We start from the raw sequence: 15,678 nt of genomic DNA on the forward strand, positions 1-15,678 counted from the left end.
ACTCTACTCTTTTATTCCTATAGCCTCTAAAGCGGAAGGGGTTAATTCAATTCCTAAATCTGCATGAGCTAAGGCCTCGATTGTGCTTCCAATAAGATCACCGCCTCCCAATCCATTTTCGTGAACATTCATGAACTGAAACATCTCTAAATAAATTGTCAATTTTAATGAATCATTAAAAACCTCATTGATAGCAGGTTTAGATCGGAATCCATTAAACAAAACTTTATCCTCTGCTTGGTAATACTCGTCTATCTCTTCCTGAGAACTTACATTTACAGGCATTCCCATACATCCACAATCTGAACCAGTACAGCAAAATTGTAAGGGTTCTAAAACTACTCCGTGTTTATCCATGGGTAAAAACATACCAAGCTTCAATGGCTGTTTTAGGAATTTTGCATAATCAATTATCTTAGATAAAGCTGATGTCGTTTTAATTATCGGAAGTCTTTCGGTAAGTATATTTTCCAATTTCTTTTCTTGTTCCAGAACGAAGTCTGAAAGGGGGATTAGTTTCATGACTATTATTGGTTATGTTTCTTTTACAAATATACTACATTTATAGTATATTAAAAAATAAAATATACTATATTTATATAATATTTTTTTATTGTACTTTTGTTATATGAATTTGAAAGAGCTTATCGAAGGGAATCCTATATTAAATCAGGCGCAAATTGCAAAAGCAATGTTCCCCAACGACAAATATGCACCACAAACTCTTTCTGCGAAATTGAGAGAGGTTAAGCAAAAGACAGGAGCACAAAGGATAACCGAAGAAGATACCAAAAACGCAGTAGAAGTTTTGGATAAGCTCGTAAAGAATATCGAAGCCTATAAAAAAGATAATCCCACCAAATAAAAAACCTCCCTTAGGGCATCAGGAGGTTAAAGTGTAAAATGAATTATGAGTTAAGATTTGGTGTTAAATAAGCTTTCATGATCACATCAACCAATATGCCACATTAATCACCAATTTATGAAATCTTTATTTTTGTGGTATATTTTACTTATTCTACATTTACGACAATAATAAATAGAAACATATGATCGCAAGCATATAAATGAAATTCATTCACGCATACATTTACTAACTAATAATAAATGTTGTACAATCTTACAGTACACTCAGCTCTCCCCTAATAAGGAGAGTTTTTATTTCTGCAAAAAAATCCTCCACAAGGGAGGATACTTAAAAAAACTTGACTTGTTCTTGTCTCTTAAAAAAAACTCCGTAAATATACGGAGAGGCTGTAGTTTTAACTCTACGGGAAACCGTAAGGTTGTTTAAATCTTATTCTGTAGTTTCACCAAAAATTAACAAAAACAACAAATTTTGTCATATTTAAATACTAGTTTCGCTCCAGATAAGAAATATAAAACAATACATATATTTCAAAAATGTGACGAAATATGTTTAAAGTCAATAGATATAGTAATGTAATAGAAAAAATCAATAACCGTGTAAGATATGCCACAGTATTGAATTTTTTAGTTGTTGTTTTGTTGCGACTAACAATGTTGTAATATTTTTAACTAAATGAATTAACCATCGGAACGAAAATTGCGTATTTTTGCTAACAAGAATAAGTATGCATAAACAAAATTATTAACATGTGCAAATTTTATTTTGTAAAAACTAATTAACTAAAATATTGATGCCACATTCTTATCTTAAAAAATCACAAGATACTTATGATTCAGGAGAGGTGTTACGTAAAGAAAAGAAGTTCAACTCTAGTATTCATTGCTATTATTATTCTTGTATACAACTATGCAATCATTTTTTCAACATAAAAGAAGGATTGACAGATAGTCAGATCAGAGATTTATTTAAAACCAATGAGTCTCATAAAGACACAATAAAAAAACTTATATCTTTATTAGGAAGAGGGTCTCATAAAGCCTTCACAACTGATTTATCAATATTAAAAGACAATAGAGTTAAAGCTGATTATAGGAATTTTTCGCTGGGGGAAGCTGACAGCGAAGAATCAAAAGATCTATGTGATAATGTTGTGTCACAATTAAAAAAAGCATTATGAAAAAACAAATTCAATTTTTAATCGACAAGTTCAAATACATTACTGACTGCTATAATGTGTTTATAAAATATGAATTTAATTCTGACATCGAAATTCATTTTGTTCAATTATATTCTAACTCTCTTGAAGAAAATTTCATTGAGCAAATAACAGATACTCTTTATAATGATTTTATTGCTGCATTCCCAAATGAGTTGGTGGCAATTATGGATGAAAAAGCTAAATATAAATTTAGATTCGATGTTTTATTTGATAATACAAAAAACGATTTTGCAGTTATAATTGAGAATACAACTTATGAATCAGTTCAAAACAGTGATTTTGAATATTTTGATTTTATGTCAGATGGTTTTGACTCAGATTTTTACTTAGAAGATTTTACTCATAATCATAAAAACATTGACAAAGATAACCTTTACACCTATACCTTAACGGATAATGAAGAATATTGTCTTAGGGCTGGAAATAATGAATTTGCATTAGCAGCATAAATTACGTATGGATTCAAGAATATCAAGTATAATATTAGTAAAAAGCGAATTTGAGAGATCTAATAAAATCGATTTAGATTCCTCCAAAGCTGATGGTGGAGTTTCTATAGAGGTAGATACTATTTTAACAGATAAACTACCTGGAATAATTGTTACCTTAGATCTCAACTACACTCTAAAATCAAACAAAACAAACGATACAATAGTAAGATACTATTCAAAACACGTAGCCCAAGTAGAAGTAAAAAATTACGAAGCACTAGATCCTTTAAAGATAAAAAGATTTGGAGGAGTTAATATTGCTGCAATGATTTTTCCATTTGTTAGGGAAGACTTATCTAGTAGGGTTTTGAAAAGCGGATTAAGACCTATAATCTTACCCCCTTTTAATTTTGTTAAATTGTATGATGAAAAGAATCCACCCACTAAAGGGCCGGTTAGAGATAAAAAAAAGACTACTTAATTAAGTAGTCTTTTTTTTGCAAAGAACAAATCAGCTTCCGCCTTTCTTCTCCGGATGAGTCCGTTTAATGTTTTTCCGGCGGCGGTAATGTATTTCGTAGTGAACCAATTCCGGATTTCTGAATCTGAAGCTCTTTTGTTGATCAATGAAAATAACCCATCAGAGCCTCCGGTATTATAAGTATGCGATACGAGAGCATCAAACTGATTCTGCGTTAAAGCGACTTTTATTTTTGAATTGACAATCTTTTCATAAGTTGGTAAGACTGCGGCAAATAATTCAGCGCCTTTTTCTTTGCTGATCGCTGGATCTTTCATGGTTACTTTTTTCCCTCCGGGATAGTAAGTGTTGCCATATCCAATTGTGGGAATTCCGGCAGAATCCAGATAAGGCTTACCACTGAAGCCTTCAAATGATACAATCAGATTTATTCCTTTTTGTGATGTTTTCATAGCTTTAAATTGGTCTTATGAATATTCCTAAATCAGCTTCCTTTTTCTCAAAATCCTGAATATACATCCTAGAATACAGATTACTTTTTTCACCTGTGTCATTATAGTCTTTATCCCAATCGGAATAGTTTTCTTCCAAAATAGGAGCCCAGTTTTCTGTTAACCAACCATCATTATCAATATGATCTGCGAAAGCATTAAATAATTCTTCGCCCCATAGTTCTTTTAAATCTTGTTTTTTCATTACTTAAAGTATTTATAAATTCCAAATATTACGATTCCAACGACTCCCAAAAGAGCCAGGACAATCCATAAGCCGGCCTGAAAGCCTGTTACTTTTATTTCTTTAGTTTTCTGTTTTCTTTCCTGAACTCTTTTTTTTACGTTATTTTCTTCAATAATTTTTTCAGAGAAATCCTTAAACTTTTCTATGACAGATTCCGAATTATTCTCTTTTCTTACATGATCTGACTGAGAAGCTTTGGTTCGTATGTGAACATTTGCATTGCCATTAACTCTAATGGCTTGCAAGGTGTCACCGTTTTCAATATTGTAGATTTCAATCGGCTTACCTGTCTCAGCTTTTCCTTTTACCTCAAAATCAGTCAGATTATCTTTTTTTTGTTCCAGGATCTCAGTCTTTTTTAACTGCTGTTTATCTTCAGCTTTTTCAACTTTACTTTCTACTTTTGCGGTGGACATTTGTTGAATTTGCTCAATTTCAGTGCTTTTTGATGTGATTATTTTTTTTGTCCTACACCCCGTCAGAAGTATCAATATTAGTATCAGTATTATTTTTTTCATTTTCGTTTTGTTTTTTGTAATTCGACAATAAATCATGAAGTACATCTTCTCGCTTTTCCAGAATTTCAAGAACCTGGAGCATTGAAGCATTCGTTTTTCTTCGTAGTTTATTTTCTGCTTTTTCCTGTACTGATTTCGCTTCTGTGAATACAAGAACAACAGCTGCCAATAGCGACACAATTGGTATTGCAGATATGGGAAATTCAAAAAAGTAAGTAATTGGAACTATTGCATCAAAAATGAAAGCATAGAGCAACATTCCAAAATAATGATTAAACTTTCCAACGCTTCTTTTATAGCCTTCAGAAGTCCTCATTTCTCCTATCTGTTTAGCTTTCCTTATGCCAAAATAAAAATCAATTATCATGGCTATTAAAACAGCACTCCACAAAATACCAACAACGATTAACTTCATAATAATTGCGCTGTAGTCTTCTTTTATAAATTCTAATATCATAGTTATAATGATTGTTTTTGTTTATTTACCCTATGAAAAGTCCATTCTGGAAATAACAAATTGTTCCTCCAATTGTTTTTTGTCCTGAAAAACCCTCAAATAATTGCCCTCCTAAAGCTGTCACATATACTTTGAACCCTTTGAATCCATTACCACCGATGTTATTTAAAAAGATAAACCCATCATTAACCGTTAATGCGTTGTTATTTCCTTGTGGCCCTGTTGCTGAAAGTTCTAATGCAGTATTTCCAACGTTGTTTCCTGATGCCGAAATCGACGCTCCTGTGTTTATTACATTACCGGCATCTTTTGATGAATTAATAATGAAATTACCTATGTACTGACTGTTTGGGTGTACATCATTAGAGATCATTAGACCATCTACCAGGTCGCCATTACTATTTACGGTACCGAAAAGAATTTTACCGGTAGTACTTGTTAAGGTTGATGTTGTTATATACCAACCGTTTACACCTCCAATTGTCCCGGTATTTGCATCGATATTACCTTTTATTTCAGCATTTTTAGAAATCATTTTACCATTCTGAAGAACTTGAAACACCGCATCATTTTTATGCGCATAATCTGCTCCAGCTCCAAATCTGATACTTTCACCACCTGCATCTGTAACGGAAGAGATAAAAGCATTTCTTTCCGTTTCATTTCCAACTTCAATTACCTGAGACATCAGTAGGCCATTGTCAATGGACGTAAAGCCGTCTGAACCGTCCGTGAACTTAATTTTACCTTTGATTTCTTGCGTATCCAGGTTGATTGTCATTTGGCCATCAAGAGAGGAAATTATGCCGGTTCTGATCAATCCACCGTTTATGGTTGTTGTTCCAACGGTAATAGAAAGTACACGCACGTTTTCAACAACTGAATGAAGAATTCCGATCAGGAAGTAATAATCATTCGCATCAGCATCAAACTTAATTTGTTCCTGGCTGAAAACAATTGCGCCGCTTTGATCAGTTTTTGAACATTTCCCATATACGTATCGGAACTGATCGTCTGGAATAGTTTCAACATTCTCCGGAATAGTCCACTCTTTGTCGAATGTCTGAGAGTAGATGATTCCAGGATTAACCTTGATCTTATTCTTGTTGTTTTCATACATCACATAGAACACAACACTGCAGCTGATCTGTTGAGATCGGGCGCCAACGGAAATCATATTCGTTTCAATGCTATTCGGACGTATGTTCTCTGGATTGAAATAATCATCCGTATCAAAGACAAGATTCTTAAGCTCTTCAGTGGTTTTTAATCCGAGTTTTGAATAATTGATCTGTCCTAAATTGGTGATCGACATTACATTCTTGATCTGTTTGATGTCAAGGATAACCTGTGATGCGTAGTTGATCTCATATGAGTCTGCAATAACGATTTTTGTACGATATGGATTATAATCTCCACTTTGGATGAAATCAATAGTAGTTTGATTTACACGAAGAACCTTATCGATACCCAACACCGGATCATAAACCTGAATGTAATCACCAATATCAAACTTCCCTACTCCTATTTTTTCCATGTAAGCCGGATCAACGTTTAAGTCATAGGAAACTTTAGCTTTTAATTTAAGATTGAACTGCTTAGATCCTTCAATAAATAATTCATTTTCAGCATTACTCTCATATGCTTTTGGCATTACGATGTCAATTAGAACATATTCGTCACCTATCGCGAACTGAAAGGCAGTTGAACTTTCATCTGGAAAGCCTTGCCCCTGATCATTTTTGAAAGGAATTATCTCAAAAGTCTTAGTAGTATGATTGTAGCCTCCTTTTTTGATTTCAAATTCATATCCTGCCAAATTACCGGTATTGAAATGAACCTTGGCAGATGTCCCAGCAACAAGATATTTAGTCGTTACCCCGTCGGCTTCTTTCTCATTCAGATCAAAGTCCATTGTGGAATCTGAGAACTTGAATTTCGTATCTCCTAAGGACGTTATCTTTCCGGTTCTGTGTGGGTAAATTTCATCAAAAGTGATTGATCCCTCCTTTAGTCCGAAAGCTGCTATTGATCCGGCATCTTCCAAATAATCTGCCCCTGGTAATTTTAATCGTTTACTAAAATTCCGGTATTCATTTGGAATGTTGTTTGTGCCTCCAAATACATAGAGCCGGTTTACAATATCATTATCATCAACATTATTCCTAGATAAAGAATAAAGCCCCTTCCCTTTTCCGTACTCAAATTTCAGGGGGACTTTCTTACCGTAGTCTCCGGTATGAATAACATATTTGCCGTTTTCATACTTAATCCAGAAATCAGTTTTGAATTCATTACAGATCTTCTGCATTGCTGATAGGCAAGTATCATCACCAAAAGTAATGGTCTTAGTTTCGCCATTAGTGAAATTCCCCAGCTCCCAGTTGCCAGCAAAACGCTTCATGTTGTTTTTTAAAGCAAGCAAGAAAACCTCAATAGTGCCAATCAAAGGAAATTCCAGATCAGGACCAAATCCGGTTGCGTCTGCATTGAAATACTTGCATCGTTGCATATCAAACATTAAGCCCTGAGCTGTAATACTGTACTCATATGAGGTATTGCTATTTTTCACCAATACCGGCAATGAATTGATACGATACACAGAGTCAAAGAGCACGAAGTAATCATTGATCAAAATATCCAGCTTTTCCCTCGAATTAAGTTTTATCGAAACCGAATCATCCGAAAGCATAACCCGGTTAAGTGTTGCAGACTCCACAGAACGTTTCCCTCGCTCAATCAAATTGAACAAAGGAGATCCGTTTCTGTATAGTGTTATGTTATTCATTAATTCAAAATATTGTTTTGAGGGAAGTCAAATCTTATTCTGTTATCCCATGCGTACTTACAAATCGCCTCAATCATTTCTTTTCCTTCTACTGATGATTCTCTCCCCTCATGGTAAAACATTTCGAATACATTCTTAGTGTTAAAGTTGTTATTTTCAGTTTTTAATAGAGCAATAACAGCTGTCGCATTAACTGCATCTAAACGCGGTGAAGTCCTTACAAAGTAAAAGCCCATTTCGTAGTTAAAATAGTCGTCAGCTGCGTTAACTGCTGTTATTTCTTTTGCTGTTAAGGAAGAATTATCTGTACGTGCATCGTCAGCAGTTACCACTCCCACTAATCCATACTTCTTCAATTCTGTGTACAGGGCTTTATTTCCTTTGAATTGTGAGAATCTCGGCATGTTATCAATTGTAGAATATCCGGCGAAACGATTGATTTCGTTGATAATCCGGGTATAATGTTCTACACCATCCGCTAAGGCTATTGATGTGTAATCAGTCGTTGCGTCAACACCGTGGAAACCTATCTTAAGCCAATGAGAATTTGCAATGAATTCTACCTTCCAAGTCGCAGGCATCTGGGATAGATTAAAAGTGTTTCCAGAATTCTGATAAAAAGCAAATAGGGAGAAACAAGCACCGTACTTATCATGCATTTCCTTGTAAACCGCAAGCCTGGCATTATCAAAAATAGATGCTGGGTTTGTAGTTGATAACTCTCTAAACACATTTATAGAGTCGTCAACTGAAATATGTAAATATGGAGATCTTCTCTTTTTAAGTTTAACCTGGTCCGCCTGCCAATATTGAGTATTGTCTCTGAACCCTACAATTCCCTTAAGAATACCACTTAAAGATCCCTGTGATTGCAAGTCTGTACTACCAACAAAAACATTGTTTAGATATGCATTGATATTTAATCCACTTCTGAATAATCTTAATTTATCCCCTACTTTAAGAATCGTGGCGGTACCAATTGAAAGAGTCCCCACGCTCGTCACCCCATATCGGTTCATGACATATACGTCAAATACAGAACTGGAAGCTGCAGTTTTTATTAATTGGAAACAAGCATTTGCATCACCAAACCCTAGCCGGGCACTTCCATTTGATGCAATATCTTTAACTGTCGCTTCAATGATGCTAATGTCCGATTCATTACTTGTTGCAAAATTTAAATGTGTTACTGAACTATTGCCGGTCATAGCAATTGACTTATAATCAATAACACCTACCTGATTAGTAAAGGAAAACTTTTCAGAGAATTCATTGCTATCAGTAGCTTTTGCAGTTTCAATTTTTTGAATTTGCGGAGTTATCATTGTTCCAAATACTTTTTCCGCCTTGATGTAATCTCCTGATGAAGAACCCTGAGTAATCTTCAATGAAGTATTGTATGGAGATGTTGATGGCGATAAACCAACGTCTGTACCGCTGGCCACTTGGACCATGTAATTATTACAAGTCGGAGGAGTTGTGAATGGAAATGTTGTTGCTGATCCACTCGCTACGTAGGATAAAAATGTACTCCCGTTGTAGAAGAATACTCGCATGCCAGATGAATTAGAATCCATACCATATCCTGTAGCTTCATAAGCCGTTGAGCCTGTGCAAGTAATAGGTAATGTTCTAATCCAGTTCTGCGATGTATTTGGTACGCCTGTAGTAGTATTAATACCTCCCGCTGCTAAAGTGAAAGGTATGTTAGTTGAGCCCAAATTAATTAGACTTTTATATCTGTCATAAACAGAACCACCGCTAACAGCATTTGGATTACTTGCCTCTACAACTCCATTCACTGCAACTTCTGGCATTTTCGTTTCTGACCTAGTCCAAACGGAACCTTTCTTATAAAACATAGTGTTGTATCCAGTCTTAGCCCTAAGATTCCCCGCATTTGGGTATACTTTACCCCAATCCGCAGTGCTGTTAGGATCTGTTGGTTTGTCGTCATTCGAAGAAATTTCAGGCTTGTAACTTCCATCTTCTGTTGGAGCTGGATCAGTAGGCTTAATTGTTCCTTTGAAATCCGTCTCAATACGCTGCTCAACTTCAGCTATTTTTGTATTAAATTCTTCGGTAATAGAGGCTGTTTTATCATCTACCTGTATTTTAGTATACGCATTCCCTTGCATTGACGTGTTGTCAATAGTAGCAATATTTGCAGGTGGAATTAAGTCCGTTACTGTAATATTAACTTGATCTGCCATTTTTATATTTTTTCCCAAATTATTTCTGCTGGTGTTTGAAGGTTTTTCACGTCTTCAATATTTCCAGCAATGATTATTATTTTTTCTTTCCCTAACATGTTCTGCCACTCTCCCACAACCTCAGCTGTTTCAATACGTGGATTAACGTATTCTATTCCAGGAATCTCATTTCCGTCTGAATCCAAAACTTTATAAATGAATTTGCCATAGTCATCCATATTAACCGCCTTTAGTACCGATATTAAATTTTTACCGGTTATTCCTTCGTTAATTGTACTTACAGCAACAGCTTCATATGTGTTGTCGAGCTTTCGACCGATTACATACAACTTTATATTTTTAGGTAACTCTAAATCCACCTCTACAGAAAACTGATAAACGGTTGAATCTTCATTTGTATAGTTCACCTCAAAGTATTGATTGTTTACTCCACTTGCGCTTATAATTGAGAGTCCTGAATTCTCATATGATGGCATTGAATAGTCTTTCGTAAGGCTGACATTTCCACGGCCGGTCTGCTTGGTTCCGTCTCCAAAGAAAATCCCTGTTTCAGAATCTATTTCGTAGGAAAGCTTGAAGGTGTCAAGAGTAGTTTTTAGAATCTTTTTGATAGGATTAGGCTCAATTAATTTTAGTGTGAAAGAACCATACATTATTCCGTCCCTGAATTCTTTTGTAAGTTCTGCAGGACCATTGAGTAATACTTCATAAGCATACTCTTTATTCCCAAAAGGCTCAATTGTAAAACGTTTTGTTGACCTTGTATCAAATAGGCTTATAAATGAATTGAAGTTTTCTGTTAATCTGTTAGAATCTGAAGCCCTTAACCAGCACTGAAGTTCCAGTTCACGTGCTTCATAGAAAGGTTTCGATAAGTCGTATTGTTTCCCGTGGTATTCAGCCCAGGTATATGAATTTCTCTCACGTGGTTTTAATCCATCAAGAACACCTTTAGAATCCTGAACATTAATTCCGAATTCTGAAAAATCCCTACCATTAATTGACCACTTTAATCCCATACTTTTTGTTTTACCACACAATCTCCATTAACCACTCCTCCATATTGGTAAACAAATACCTCAGCATTTTCATTTCTTTCAATATTCACTTCCGAATCATCTAAAACTGTCACAAATATTTTAGAATATCCAGCAGCTTTTATTGTAATTTTAGAGTTTCCACGAATAAAAATCTCTGAAACATCAAATCCTATGAATTCTATTTCGGATTCACTATCAAAGATAGCCAAATTAACAGCCTTGTTTATAGTACTTTGCCTATAGTAAACCCCGTATTTTTCATAATAACCACGGTATTTTTCAAGTACTTCATTTGACGGGAAATTTTGTCTTAAAGCCCAGTCTGAATTAGTAAAAAATAACTCGCAAAGGTTTTTTATTGAAGTATCTTTATAAGCTTTTTCAAAGCCCTCTTTACAAGGGCTGAAAGCTTTCATTTCTTTTAAAATATATTCTGTATTCATTATGGTATTCCGGCTAGGCTGTTTTTAACTTTTGAATTCAATGATTTTATTTCGTCGTATATGCCTTTAAGTGGTCTAGTATTCATTTCAATTTGACTTTGAACGAGTAATTGACTGCGCATTACTTCCAGATTGTCTTTTGACCGTTTTAAAGCTTCAGCCTGCATAATTCGCATAGCATTAATCTGCCCCTCCAACGCTCCGGCTGTTTTCTCAGTGATTCCTTTAATGTCTCCTTTTAAGCCTTGGGCGGCAGCGGTTGTGTTTTCAAATACATTATCGATCGCCTTTATACTCTCTAAAAAAGCTAAATATCTAGGATCATTTTTGTAATCCTTTAATTTGTCTATTTCTTCTTGCGTTAAGCCGTCAAAACTACCTGCGATATTAGTATTCGCAATTTCTGCCTTCAGTTTATCTATTAATTGTAGATATTTTTTCTTTTCATTTTCAAACTGTCCGCTTGTTAGATTTCCAAAAATGCTATTTTTGATCTTCTCGTCAAGTTTCCTTATTTCTTCCTCATACTGTTTTATTTGAGCTTCTTTTTCCGATGTGTCACCTTTTCCAAATCCCATTGAAGCATATAGTTTGTTGACCATTTCTTGAACCACCGGCTCCAAATATTTAATCCGTAAAGCATTTACTACCGCATTTTTCATTACATCTTCGACAACCTTATCAAAAGCCTTGGCTGCATCTTCACCCTGTCCAAATGCGGAAACTAATGCATCAGCTAATTTTTGCGAAAGCTCTTTAAAATCAGTAGTGGTTACAGATTTTTGGAAACTGTCTACTATTTCCTGAATCTTAACATTTACATCATTGATCTGTTGATTATATGCAGCAATTTTATCTAGATCCCTCTTTTTCTTTTGAGTCTCTTTATCCCTCATTTGGACTAAAAGATTCTGTTGCTCTTTTAGATTGGAAATAAGCTCTCTTTGCTTTGATAACTGCGCCTCGCCAGCCGTCTTCTCAATAACACGTTGTAACTCTTCGTATGAGGATTTCAATTCATCAACAGCCCGTTTCCATGATCTTATACTTTTTTCTTTTTTACCATCTCCTGCGGTAGATAACATTTTAACTATACCAACAACCATCTGTGCAATTCCACCGACCATTTGTTGAATGTTACCAGAAAAATAACCTACTAACGCATTAATTAACCCTTCGATTGTCTGTGTTAAATCCTTGGCGAATTTTTCAAATGGTCCGCCTTTCCCATCTATTCCAAGAGCCTCACTTAATTCCTTTGCTGAATTAATTGCTAAGTCAGTGTAGAATTTGGTTTCTTGTATATGTTGATTAAGTCGATTAAAATCTTCTTGTGTTGCTGTCCCATCTTTAATCTTCTTTCGCAGTTCTTTAAAACTATCAATTAGCTTTCTTATTGGACCAGATTCCTTTGATGCATTTTTGAGCTTTTCAAGTACTCCTATAAACTTTTCAACTTCTTGAGTTGGCGCGCCTAGATTTATTAATTCATTGATTTTAGCTTCAAGTTCCGGTATATATTTAGATATTTCTTTCTTGGTAAGAGCGTCAATATTTCCAAAAACCTTTTCAAACATATCTGACTTCTCTAAGACAGATACAAAGGCATCACGGTATTCTTTCGCTTCGGATTTCCCCGCAGCGTCAAGTAATCTCAATCTCTCTCCATCAGATATGCTTGTATTTTCACCCAGCTGAGATCGTATGTTATTGTACTTTCTTTCTATCTGAAGTTTTTTTTCTTCAAAGGTTTCTTGCCCTGCTATAAATTGAGTATATAAATCTTTTTGTTGCTGTAGTACCCCTCTTTTTGTTTCTTCCAGGTATTTTTTTTGAGACAAATAAAGCCCCATATTGCTTCCCCCAGACTTTCTGTAAATTTCATCAATCGCGTTATCAATCGCGCCTAACTGGTCAACGTACGACGGCATTAGCTTCAAAGTGTTTTCGAATTCACGTTTAAACGCTTCGATTGGTTCTTCAAAACCGTTCAAAGAATCCATTTCCTTTCTCAGCATAACTAAATACTCCTGATCAGATTTGGAGAGTTTTTCACCAGTTTCCAATCTAGTTTCTAGAAGTTTTACCTCGCCATCAACATATTTAAGATAATTTTTTGATTTACTAATTAGAGGAGCATATTGTTTATCAGCTATTTCTTTCCCGTAATAAGATGCAATGGAATAGTAATTTTCGAATTGAGTTTTAGTCTCATCAAGTCTATCTTTATTCGACTTGTATCTTTTTGAATCTATCTCGTCCTGTAGTTGCTGAAGTCTCTTATATGCATCTTCTGTTGAAATTGTCTCTCCGGTAAAATATGGGTTACCTTTTTTATCCTTATCATGTCCGAACTTATCAAGCTTCCTAAGTTTAACTTGACCGTTTACAGCAGTATCTATAGCATCATTTAATAATTGAGCCCTCCTTTCCAGTTCTTTAATAGAACCTTCAGGTAAAATTTCTGCTAATTGGTTCTCTTGTTTAGGCTTTTTTGGATTTAAAAGTTCGTTTAATTTGTCTATTTTATTTCGTATCGCTTGATATGCTGCTTGATTTGGTGCTTTCTGCGCCTCTGCTTCTAACTCTTCAATTTGCTTTTTAATTCTTTCCGCCCAACCTTCTGCTCCTTTAATTTCTTCGGGAGTTTGGATAATTTGTGGTTTAAAACCATTAAGCTCATATGTTAATTTTTCAATTTGCTTTTTTTTAAGCGTTAATTGTTCACCACTAAGCTTACCAAGCTTTACTTCTCGCTCTAATTGATTTAAAACTTTTGTTTTTTGTGAAATTTCTTGTTGATTACTACGAATGATAGCATTAGAAATGCCTGTTTTCTCATTGGCAACTTTTCTTTGTTTTTCTAACTGTTCTAAAATTTTATCTCTTCTTTTCTCAGCATCATAGGCGTTTCTTAAATACTCTAGACTAGCTTTTCCAGCTTTCCTTGCATCTTCGTCCATTTTTCGCCATTTATCTGCTTCCTTTTGAGCTGAATCCGCCTGCACCTTTAAGGCATCACGTTTAAATTGCTCTCCAAATGATTCTTCAAGGATTTTTCTGGAAGCGGCAGCCTTAGCCTGCGCCATTGCAAATGCATCAATCTTTGAAGTAACAAATTCTAAAGCCTGCCCAAGTCTGTTGGTAGCTTTGTATTGCCCGTCTAATACTCCGATAAACGTCTGGTCAATTTTGATTAGCTTCTCGTAAGCAGCCTTACGCATTTCCATGGTGGAAGACTCATTTTTGATAATGCCGATTAGCTCAGAAATATTAGCTTTGGTTTCGTTTACACCTTTGGCGAAATTCCTGTGATATTCAGACATTACTTCCTCCTGAGCTCTTTGTGAATTCGTTTGCTCTTCGATAATTCCGGTAAGTTCTCCAAGTTCCTGGCGATAATTGTAAGTTATTGCTAATAAAGCGCCTATTACAGTAATTATAAGAGTATAAGGATTAGCTCTTGCGGTAAGGTTAAATAAAGCTTGTGCATCTGCTGCAGTTCTAATACTTCTGGCTAATGAAATCCATGTTTTAATCGCTTCTGCAGCAATTGAGGCTTTTTGAATAGCTGTTGTTACAAGTAAAGCTGTTCTATAAATACCATATATTTCAATGAGTGTAAGAAGCACTCGGCCTACCTCTTGATAATTTTCAATTAAGTGAGTAACAGCATCAATACCACCTTTAAGAATATTCTCATTATTAGTTCCTATTTCGTTAAGCATTAATTCAAATTCGTGCTTAAGTCTATTTACTGAACCCGTTAATGTTGTGGCTTGCTTGCCAATAAGATTATTGAATTTACCTCCTTCAGTAGTCAGTCTATTCATAGCCTTTTCAACTTCCGGGAAACCAACTTTTCCAGCTTCAATTAGCCCTTTAAGTTCAGAAACATTTACGTTCATGACTTTCGCTAACTCATCCATTAATGGAATACCACGCATTGTGAATTGTAGAATATCTCTAGTATATGCTCTTCCCTGTGTTTTTAAGGTTCCATAAACATAAGCAATATCACCGATTGGCGCTGATACCCCGGAAGCCACATTGGCAAGCATTTCAATGTCATGCGTCACCTTATTTACATCGATTCCATATGCAAGCAACTGCTTACCTGCTTGACCGATTTCGGATAAACGGAAAGGTGATCTTAAAGTAAGTTCCTTCCATTCATCCATTAATTTATTCATTTGAGAAGTTGATCCAGTAATGGTTTCAATAGCGTTTTCCATTTGTTGGAATTCGCCACGAACTGTAATTAGCTCATTAATGAAATCTCTTACAACATGCACAGAAAAGTAACTTGCAACCCCTATTGATAGATTCCGGAAAGCAGAATCCATTTGTGATGTTTGTTGCTGAGTCTGCCTGTTTAATCCCAGAATATCCCTGCGGATCTCATTCACGCTCCTCCTCCATTCGTTTAAATTCAACGTAGCATTGAAATTTAAAGCTCCTCCTACATTATTCATTCTT

Annotated in this window: 14 protein-coding genes; 4 read left to right on the forward strand and 10 right to left on the reverse strand. The window is 35.1% G+C overall.

Annotated features, from left to right (window positions below; translation table 11 throughout):
* Positions 1–3: 3 nt before the first annotated feature.
* Positions 4–522: a hypothetical protein gene (locus JOE44_RS09425; protein ID WP_209785362.1), complete on the reverse strand. Its 519-nt coding sequence runs from the start codon at positions 520–522 to the stop codon at positions 4–6.
* Positions 523–628: 106 nt separating this feature from the next.
* Between JOE44_RS09425 and JOE44_RS09430 the strand changes: the two genes are divergently transcribed.
* From JOE44_RS09430 to JOE44_RS09445, 4 genes are all read left to right on the forward strand, one after another.
* A complete protein-coding gene (locus JOE44_RS09430) occupies positions 629–865 on the forward strand; it encodes a hypothetical protein (RefSeq protein ID WP_209785363.1) in 237 nt (78 codons plus the stop codon).
* A 796-nt stretch (positions 866–1,661) separates the two neighbouring features.
* Complete coding sequence (locus tag JOE44_RS09435; RefSeq protein ID WP_209785364.1) at positions 1,662–2,048, forward strand: hypothetical protein; 387 nt, start codon at positions 1,662–1,664, stop codon at positions 2,046–2,048.
* Positions 2,045–2,539 (forward strand): hypothetical protein, encoded by a 495-nt coding sequence (locus JOE44_RS09440; protein ID WP_209785365.1) that lies wholly within the window; start codon positions 2,045–2,047, stop codon positions 2,537–2,539. The genes JOE44_RS09435 and JOE44_RS09440 overlap by 4 nt, the downstream gene beginning before the upstream one ends.
* 7 nt (positions 2,540–2,546) lie before the next feature.
* Positions 2,547–3,002 carry a protein-export chaperone SecB gene (locus JOE44_RS09445; RefSeq protein ID WP_209785366.1) on the forward strand — a complete coding sequence of 152 codons (456 nt, stop codon included), beginning with the start codon at positions 2,547–2,549 and terminating at the stop codon, positions 3,000–3,002.
* On the opposite strand, the gene JOE44_RS09450 is transcribed toward JOE44_RS09445, so the two are convergent.
* Genes JOE44_RS09450 through JOE44_RS09490 form a run of 9 tightly spaced genes read right to left on the reverse strand, consistent with a single transcriptional unit; the run spans position 2,999 to position 15,674 of the window.
* Positions 2,999–3,454: a lysozyme gene (locus JOE44_RS09450; protein WP_209785367.1), complete on the reverse strand. Its 456-nt coding sequence runs from the start codon at positions 3,452–3,454 to the stop codon at positions 2,999–3,001. The genes JOE44_RS09445 and JOE44_RS09450 overlap by 4 nt on opposite strands.
* A 4-nt stretch (positions 3,455–3,458) precedes the next feature.
* Positions 3,459–3,698 (reverse strand): hypothetical protein, encoded by a 240-nt coding sequence (locus JOE44_RS09455; protein WP_209785368.1) that lies wholly within the window; start codon positions 3,696–3,698, stop codon positions 3,459–3,461.
* Positions 3,698–4,258, reverse strand: coding sequence for a hypothetical protein (locus JOE44_RS09460; RefSeq protein ID WP_209785369.1), 561 nt, complete (start codon positions 4,256–4,258; stop codon positions 3,698–3,700). The genes JOE44_RS09455 and JOE44_RS09460 overlap by 1 nt, the downstream gene beginning before the upstream one ends.
* The gene (locus tag JOE44_RS09465; protein WP_209785370.1) at positions 4,209–4,715 is read right to left on the reverse strand and encodes a phage holin family protein; all 507 of its coding nucleotides are present in this window, start codon (positions 4,713–4,715) and stop codon (positions 4,209–4,211) included. Before JOE44_RS09465 ends, JOE44_RS09460 begins: the two co-directional genes overlap by 50 nt.
* Positions 4,716–4,740: 25 nt before the next feature.
* On the reverse strand, positions 4,741–7,503 hold the full coding sequence (locus JOE44_RS09470) for a hypothetical protein (protein ID WP_209785371.1): 2,763 nt from the start codon (positions 7,501–7,503) through the stop codon (positions 4,741–4,743).
* Positions 7,503–9,716 carry a hypothetical protein gene (locus tag JOE44_RS09475; RefSeq protein ID WP_209785372.1) on the reverse strand — a complete coding sequence of 738 codons (2,214 nt, stop codon included), beginning with the start codon at positions 9,714–9,716 and terminating at the stop codon, positions 7,503–7,505. The genes JOE44_RS09470 and JOE44_RS09475 overlap by 1 nt, the downstream gene beginning before the upstream one ends.
* 2 nt (positions 9,717–9,718) lie before the next feature.
* Positions 9,719–10,735, reverse strand: a complete 1,017-nt coding sequence (locus tag JOE44_RS09480) for a hypothetical protein (protein ID WP_209785373.1) — start codon at positions 10,733–10,735, stop codon at positions 9,719–9,721.
* On the reverse strand, positions 10,726–11,199 hold the full coding sequence (locus JOE44_RS09485; protein ID WP_209785374.1) for a hypothetical protein: 474 nt from the start codon (positions 11,197–11,199) through the stop codon (positions 10,726–10,728). Before JOE44_RS09485 ends, JOE44_RS09480 begins: the two co-directional genes overlap by 10 nt.
* The gene (locus JOE44_RS09490) at positions 11,199–15,674 is read right to left on the reverse strand and encodes a tape measure protein (RefSeq protein ID WP_209785375.1); all 4,476 of its coding nucleotides are present in this window, start codon (positions 15,672–15,674) and stop codon (positions 11,199–11,201) included. Before JOE44_RS09490 ends, JOE44_RS09485 begins: the two co-directional genes overlap by 1 nt.
* Between the last annotated feature and the right edge of the window lie 4 nt (positions 15,675–15,678).

Origin of the sequence: Chryseobacterium sp. PvR013 (assembly GCF_017833095.1) — a bacterium.
GTDB lineage: Bacteria > Bacteroidota > Bacteroidia > Flavobacteriales > Weeksellaceae > Chryseobacterium > Chryseobacterium culicis_A.

Bases quoted from the DNA above. Each gene is read 5' to 3' on its own strand.
- JOE44_RS09470 (WP_209785371.1), bottom strand. From the start codon at position 7,503: ATGAATAACATAACACTATACAGAAACGGATCTCCTTTGTTCAATTTG.
- JOE44_RS09460 (WP_209785369.1), bottom strand. From the start codon at position 4,258: ATGAAAAAAATAATACTGATACTAATATTGATACTTCTGACGGGGTGT.
- JOE44_RS09435 (WP_209785364.1), top strand. From the start codon at position 1,662: ATGCCACATTCTTATCTTAAAAAATCACAAGATACTTATGATTCAGGA.
- JOE44_RS09465 (WP_209785370.1), bottom strand. From the start codon at position 4,715: ATGATATTAGAATTTATAAAAGAAGACTACAGCGCAATTATTATGAAG.
- JOE44_RS09475 (WP_209785372.1), bottom strand. From the start codon at position 9,716: ATGGCAGATCAAGTTAATATTACAGTAACGGACTTAATTCCACCTGCA.
- JOE44_RS09485 (WP_209785374.1), bottom strand. From the start codon at position 11,199: ATGAATACAGAATATATTTTAAAAGAAATGAAAGCTTTCAGCCCTTGT.
- JOE44_RS09440 (WP_209785365.1), top strand. From the start codon at position 2,045: ATGAAAAAACAAATTCAATTTTTAATCGACAAGTTCAAATACATTACT.
- JOE44_RS09455 (WP_209785368.1), bottom strand. From the start codon at position 3,698: ATGAAAAAACAAGATTTAAAAGAACTATGGGGCGAAGAATTATTTAAT.
- JOE44_RS09430 (WP_209785363.1), top strand. From the start codon at position 629: ATGAATTTGAAAGAGCTTATCGAAGGGAATCCTATATTAAATCAGGCG.
- JOE44_RS09445 (WP_209785366.1), top strand. From the start codon at position 2,547: ATGGATTCAAGAATATCAAGTATAATATTAGTAAAAAGCGAATTTGAG.
- JOE44_RS09480 (WP_209785373.1), bottom strand. From the start codon at position 10,735: ATGGGATTAAAGTGGTCAATTAATGGTAGGGATTTTTCAGAATTCGGA.
- JOE44_RS09450 (WP_209785367.1), bottom strand. From the start codon at position 3,454: ATGAAAACATCACAAAAAGGAATAAATCTGATTGTATCATTTGAAGGC.
- JOE44_RS09490 (WP_209785375.1), bottom strand. From the start codon at position 15,674: ATGAATAATGTAGGAGGAGCTTTAAATTTCAATGCTACGTTGAATTTA.
- JOE44_RS09425 (WP_209785362.1), bottom strand. From the start codon at position 522: ATGAAACTAATCCCCCTTTCAGACTTCGTTCTGGAACAAGAAAAGAAA.